This is a genomic window from Cereibacter johrii, from assembly GCF_001720585.1.
GTDB lineage: Bacteria > Pseudomonadota > Alphaproteobacteria > Rhodobacterales > Rhodobacteraceae > Cereibacter_A > Cereibacter_A johrii.
Window position 1 is genome coordinate 1 of the sequence record NZ_MABH01000209.1, and the last position, 5248, is coordinate 5248.

At 69.8% G+C, this 5248-nt stretch carries 6 protein-coding genes; all 6 read right to left on the reverse strand.

Translation table 11 applies throughout. The features are described from left to right. A partial coding sequence (locus A9O63_RS18080) for an SPFH domain-containing protein (protein WP_069333164.1) occupies nucleotides 1–864 on the reverse strand: 864 nt, incomplete at its 3' end. Between the two features lie 2 nt (nucleotides 865–866). Then, nucleotides 867–1055, reverse strand: a complete 189-nt coding sequence (locus A9O63_RS18085) for a hypothetical protein (protein ID WP_069333165.1) — start codon at nucleotides 1053–1055, stop codon at nucleotides 867–869. After that, nucleotides 1045–1683, reverse strand: a complete 639-nt coding sequence (locus A9O63_RS18090) for a DUF6338 family protein (RefSeq protein ID WP_069333166.1) — start codon at nucleotides 1681–1683, stop codon at nucleotides 1045–1047. Before A9O63_RS18090 ends, A9O63_RS18085 begins: the two co-directional genes overlap by 11 nt. Before the next feature lie 15 nt (nucleotides 1684–1698). Then, the gene (locus tag A9O63_RS18095; protein WP_069333167.1) at nucleotides 1699–2664 is read right to left on the reverse strand and encodes a DUF2927 domain-containing protein; all 966 of its coding nucleotides are present in this window, start codon (nucleotides 2662–2664) and stop codon (nucleotides 1699–1701) included. 12 nt (nucleotides 2665–2676) lie between these two features. After that, nucleotides 2677–3867, reverse strand: coding sequence for a toxic anion resistance protein (locus A9O63_RS18100; protein WP_069333168.1), 1191 nt, complete (start codon nucleotides 3865–3867; stop codon nucleotides 2677–2679). A 148-nt stretch (nucleotides 3868–4015) separates the two neighbouring features. Next, on the reverse strand, nucleotides 4016–4894 hold the full coding sequence (locus tag A9O63_RS18105) for a 5-bromo-4-chloroindolyl phosphate hydrolysis family protein (RefSeq protein ID WP_069333169.1): 879 nt from the start codon (nucleotides 4892–4894) through the stop codon (nucleotides 4016–4018). Between the last annotated feature and the right edge of the window lie 354 nt (nucleotides 4895–5248).

A 5248-nucleotide genomic window follows, 5' to 3' on the forward strand; every position in this document is an offset into this window, starting at 1 on the left:
CGCCGCAGGGGCTGCGCCCCACGGGCCCATGCGCTGCGCCATCCCGAGCCCCATGGCCGCGCCCATGCCGCTCGCCACGGCGGCGCCCGCGGCCGAATTCGGCGCAGACATGGCTTCGGCCGCGCTATATTGGGTGAACTTGCCCAGATCGCCCACGATCCCCATCGAGGTGCGTTTGTCGAGCGCCTTCTCGACCTCCTGCGGCAGCGAGATGTTCTCGATATAGAGCTCGGGGATCGAGAGGCCGTAGCCCGAGATGGTGGGCGCGATGGCCTCGGCCACGAGCTTGCCCAGATCGGCGGTGTTGGCCGCCATGTCGAGCACCGGGATCGAGGAGGCGGCAAGGGCGCGGCCCATCTCCTGCACGATCACGTTGCGGATCTGGAAGCTGATCTCGTCGGCGGTGAATTCGCCGTCGGTTCCCACGATCTCGGTCATGAAGCGCCCGGGATCGGTCACCCGCATCGAATAGGTGCCGAAGGCGCGCAGGCGCACCGGGCCGAATTCCGGATCGCGGCAGATGATCGGGTTCTTCGTCCCCCACTTCTGGTCGTTGAAGCGGGTGGTATTGACGAAATAGATCTCGGACTTGAAGGGCGAGCGGAAGCCGTGGTCCCAGTGCTGGAGCGTGGTCAGGATCGGCAGGTTGTTGGTCTCGAGCATGTAGAGACCGGGGGTGAAGACATCGGCCAGCTGGCCCTCGTGGATGAAGACCGCGGCCTGCCCCTCGCGCACCGTCAGCTTCGCGCCGTATTTGATCGCATGGCCCTGCCGCTCGAAGCGCCAGACCATCGTGTCGCGGGTGTCATCGACCCAGTGGATGACGTCGATGAACTCGCCGCCGAGGAAATCGAACAGTGCCATGGCTATTTCTTGGGAGCCGCCGTGGACCAGTCGCCCCGCGCCGGGACGACGATGGCCGAGACCGCCTTCGGCGGCTTCGGCGCGGCGGCTTCGGCAGGCTTCCGGGGCGCGCGCGCGAACCAGCCCCGGTCCGGCCGGGGGCGGCTCGGCTGGTAGCCGTCGATCAGCAAGGTCCGTCTGTCATCCGCCATCGTCGGTCCTCTCCTGCTCGCCCTCCAGTTCGAGAAACTCGATGGAGCGCATCCCGTCCAGCGACAGCAGCATCGCGCGTGGCGGCACCACCTCGGCCCACTGCCCGTCCTCTGCGACATGATATAGGCGTTCGAGATAGATGTCGCCACGGTTTCCATCGCTCGCCGCCAGCGACTCCTCGCCGAAGAGGCCATGGACGACCGTTCCGTCGGTGAAGGTCACGATCACGAAGCTCGGCCCCCGGTGCTTGCCGAAGGCGAAATCGTAGGCGCGCCGGGCCGGATTCTGCACCGGCATCGACAGCCGTCGCAGGAGCGAGCGGTTCCAGCCGAGCGAGAGGTTCCAGCCGAAGAGCGCGCCGAGGCCTGCGGGCAGCACCAGCACCTCGAGGAAGAAGACCCCGCGCGCGGGCAGGACGGGTGCCGCGGGCAGGAGCGACCAGAGGCTTGCAAGAAACAGGAAGGCGAGCTGGTTGATGAGCGAGAGCGCCACCGCCTCGACCAGCTGCTCGCCGAGCTTCGGCCGCTCGCCCACCACGAAGCGCGAGCGCACCGAGATCACGATCAGGCCCGCCAACAGATAGCGTGCGAAGAATTCGAAATTGTCGGGCGTGATCAGGCTGTTCATCGCCCGGCCGCGCCTTCAGCTTTCGCCGCCGAGCAGCTCGTACGCGATCGTCTGGACGATGGGCCGCGCTTCCTCGATCGTCATGCCGGGCTTCAGGCGCCGGTCGTAGAGGATCTTCAGCATCAGCTCGTCCTGCGTGGTCAGAAGCGCGAATTCCTCGTCGTCGTTGAAGATCGAGGGCCGCGCGTTCGGGCTGTCGTTGGCCAGCCCCAGCCCCTGCGCGATCTCCTCGTGCAGGCAGGCGAGGCGCAGGAGGTCGGGATGTTCGGAGCGGATTACCGCGAAGGCGCGGTTGTAGACGCTCGTCGCATCGTCCGAGAGCGCATAGACGAGGCAGTAGGTGGTGGTGGGAAGCTGCGTGATCCCCGCGATCTCCGCGGCAGATAGCGTGGGCAGCGCCTCGGCCACCTGAGGGCCGAGCGCGCGGCGCTCGTCCTCGGAGACGACCTGAAGCCAGAAGTTGATGCCGCTGTCGGCCAGCGCGATCGGATGGCCGGTGATCTTGGCCAGCCGCGCCAGATACGAGGCGATGCGCGCCCGGTCGGTCGCCCGCCGCTCCTCGGGCACCGAGGCGCCGAAGCGCAGGCCCACGCGCACCGGCTCCTCCCAGCGGCGCAGCCGGCTTTCGACCTCGCGCTGGGCGAAGCCGCTGCCCTGCCGCTCGTACTCGTCATGGAGCGCGATGCGGATGAAGTTCTCGGCCAGCATCCGGTCGGTGTAGGGCGTGTCGCGCCCGCCGCCGTCGGTGCGCAGAAGGCCCTGCGCCAGAAGGTCGGTCTGCACCTTGGCGAAATAGGCCCGGATGGCCTGCGACTCGGCGCTCTCCTTCACCGGACCCTGAAGATCCGCGGGCCGCGCGCGCGGACCGAGCCCGTGCGCGGGCTCGCGCGGGGCGGGCGGCGTGCAGGCCGACAGGATCGCGCAGGCGGCCAGCGAGAGGCCGCCGTGGAGAAGGGTCGAGAGGCGGACGCCCCGGTGCATGATGGCCTTTCCTCAGGGTCGGACGGATGTCCCGGCATTGTCGCCGGTCCCGGTGCGGCGGGCGCGGGCGGACGCGAGCGTATCGCGCAGCTCGGCCTCCATCCGCTGAAGGTCGGTCTCTGCCGCGGCACGGCGCGCGCGGCCCTCGTCGGCGATGGCGAGGCTTTCGTTGATCGTGGCGATCAGCGTGGCATTGGCCTTCTTCACCGCCTCGATGTCGAAGACGCCGCGCTCCATCTCCTTGCGGACGATCTTGTTGGCCTGCTGGAGATTTTCCGCATTCGCCGTCAGCAGCTCGTTCGTCAGGTCCGAGGCGCCGCGCACGGCCTCGGCCGCCTCGCGCGACCGCTGGATGGTCACGGCCTGCGCCAGCTGCGTCTCCCACAGCGGGACCGTGTTGACGAGGGTCGAGTTGATCCGCGTGACCAGCGCCTTGTCGTTCTCCTGCACGAGGCGGATCGAGGGCAGCGACTGCATCGTGACCTGACGGGTGAGCTTGAGGTCATGCACCCGGCGCTCGAGATCGTCGCGGGCGGCGCGCAGGTCGCGCAGCTCCTGAGCCTTGATCATCCGGTCGCCCTCCGGCGTCGCCGCCACCTCGGCTTCCTTGGCCGGGATCACCCGTCCGTCGAGATCGGCCAGCACCTCGTCGCCCGCCGCGATGTAGAGGGCGAGTTCGTCGTAGAAGTCGAGCGTGCGGGCATAGAGAATGTCGAGCCCCTTGATGTCCTTGAGCAGCCGGTGCTCGTGGGTCAGGAGCGACTGGGTGATCCGGTCGATCTGCTGCTGTACGTCCTCGTAGCGGGCGACGAAGCGGGCGAAGGGGGCGGTGCGGCCCAGAAGCCGCTCCCACCAGCTGGCCTTGCGGCGCACGTCGAGTTCGGAGACCGAGAAGCCGCGGATGGTCGAGACCACCTCGCGCAGCGAATCGCCGGCGGGGCCCACATCCTTGTTCTTCACGTCGGCCAGCATCTGCTGGCTGATCGTCTGCAGCTCGGCCTGCGCCTTGGATCCGAAGCCGATGATCGACTGCGAATCGCTCACGTTCAGCTCGGCCATGCGGCGGCGGATCTCCTCGGCCTTCTCGGGCGAGGCGGAGGCCAGGGGCGTCACCGCCGGTGCGGGCTCGGGCAGGTCGGGGGCGGTCGCTTCCGCAAGCTGGGGAAGGGCTTCGGCGGCCTCGCGGCGGCTGCTGTCGGTCATCTGGAAACCTCGCTCTCTGGAAGATCGCTGCCGGCCGCGCCGCGATGCGGCGTCAGCCTCCTGTATAGCAGGCCCCGGCCTCTTCTCAATCGAAGCGCGAGGCCGCGGCCAATCGGGCGGCAGGCGATGCAAGCCTGCCGCAGGGGGCTCAGGTCTCGCGCCCCAGACGGTCGCGCAGCACCTCGATCTCGAGGTCGAGCCCGGCCCGGTCGTTCTGCAGGAGCCGCCGGGTGCGGTCGGCGAAGCTGGTGCCCAGATCCTCGAGCAGCCGTTCGTAGTCCGCGCGCACCTGCGGATCGCGCTCGCGCCCGTAGAGATCGGCGAACTTCAGCGTCGCGTCGCGCGCGCCCATCAGATAGACGCCGAGATAGCGCCGCGCGGCCGTGAGATCGCCGGGATCGGCCTCGACGCTGCGGAAGAGCCCGCGCGCCGTGGTGGCGAAGGTCTCGAGCCTTCGGTCGAGGCCGGGGTCGCGGAGGCGCGCCACCGCCTCGCGCATCGCGCCGAGGTGGCTCTCGGCCTCGGCGACGGCGCGGCTCACCCGGTCGCTCTGGAAGCCGTCGACGCCGTCCGGGATCTTGTCCTTCAGCGGATCCGGCCCAAAGGCCGCGAGATGCAGGAGGCCCCCGATCCCGCCCCAGGCCGCCGCCACAAGAAGGCCCGCATCGCCCGCAAGCCCGCCCGCGAAGAGCCCCGCGCCGGTCAGGACCGAGGCGAAGATCTTGCGCGGGATCGCCGGGCGCTTGGCCACGGGGCGGGCATCGTAGGCTTCTTCGGCGAGGATGCCCTGCCGGGTGAGCCAGGCCGCGAGGAAGAGCGCGGCGAAGGCTGCGAAGGCGGGGACGAAGTCCTGTGCGGGGCCGAGGAAGGCATCCCACAGGAAGAGGAACGGCAGGAAGAACAGGATGTTGGACCGTCCGCCCGCGCGGCTCCGGCGCTTGCGGTCCCAGCGGCTGACCGGCGGTCCCGGAGGGCCCTCGCGCCGGGCATTGGCGGGGCTGAAGCGGCCGCCGTAGCGTTCGGCCATCTCAGGCGCCTCCCTGCGCCGCGACGTAGAGGGTGAGCCCCACGAGCAGCAGGAAAGCCAGCGTGCGCAGGCCCTTCGAGTTCATCGCCATCCCCTTTCCGGTCCTTGGTCCCGGCCAATATAGGATGCCCGGGACCGGCTCGCCAGAAAGGCGCCGCGGATCGGCGGCCCTTGGAGTCAGGCTCAGCGCCCGCCGGGCCGCCCTTTCGGTCCGCGCGACGGTGGGCGGGGGCCTGTCGGCTGCGGCTTCCGGCCCTCCCGGGTCGAGGGGGCGCCGGTGCGGGGAGGCCGCCCGCCTGCGGTCTCTCCCGGTCCCTTGGCGCGCGGAGAGGGGGCGGCCTTGGCCGGGCTGCC

Coding starts and splice junctions, on each gene's coding strand:
- A9O63_RS18085 (WP_069333165.1), bottom strand. CDS start 1,055: ATGGCGGATGACAGACGGACCTTGCTGATCGACGGCTACCAGCCGAGC.
- A9O63_RS18090 (WP_069333166.1), bottom strand. CDS start 1,683: ATGAACAGCCTGATCACGCCCGACAATTTCGAATTCTTCGCACGCTAT.
- A9O63_RS18105 (WP_069333169.1), bottom strand. CDS start 4,894: ATGGCCGAACGCTACGGCGGCCGCTTCAGCCCCGCCAATGCCCGGCGC.
- A9O63_RS18095 (WP_069333167.1), bottom strand. CDS start 2,664: ATGCACCGGGGCGTCCGCCTCTCGACCCTTCTCCACGGCGGCCTCTCG.
- A9O63_RS18100 (WP_069333168.1), bottom strand. CDS start 3,867: ATGACCGACAGCAGCCGCCGCGAGGCCGCCGAAGCCCTTCCCCAGCTT.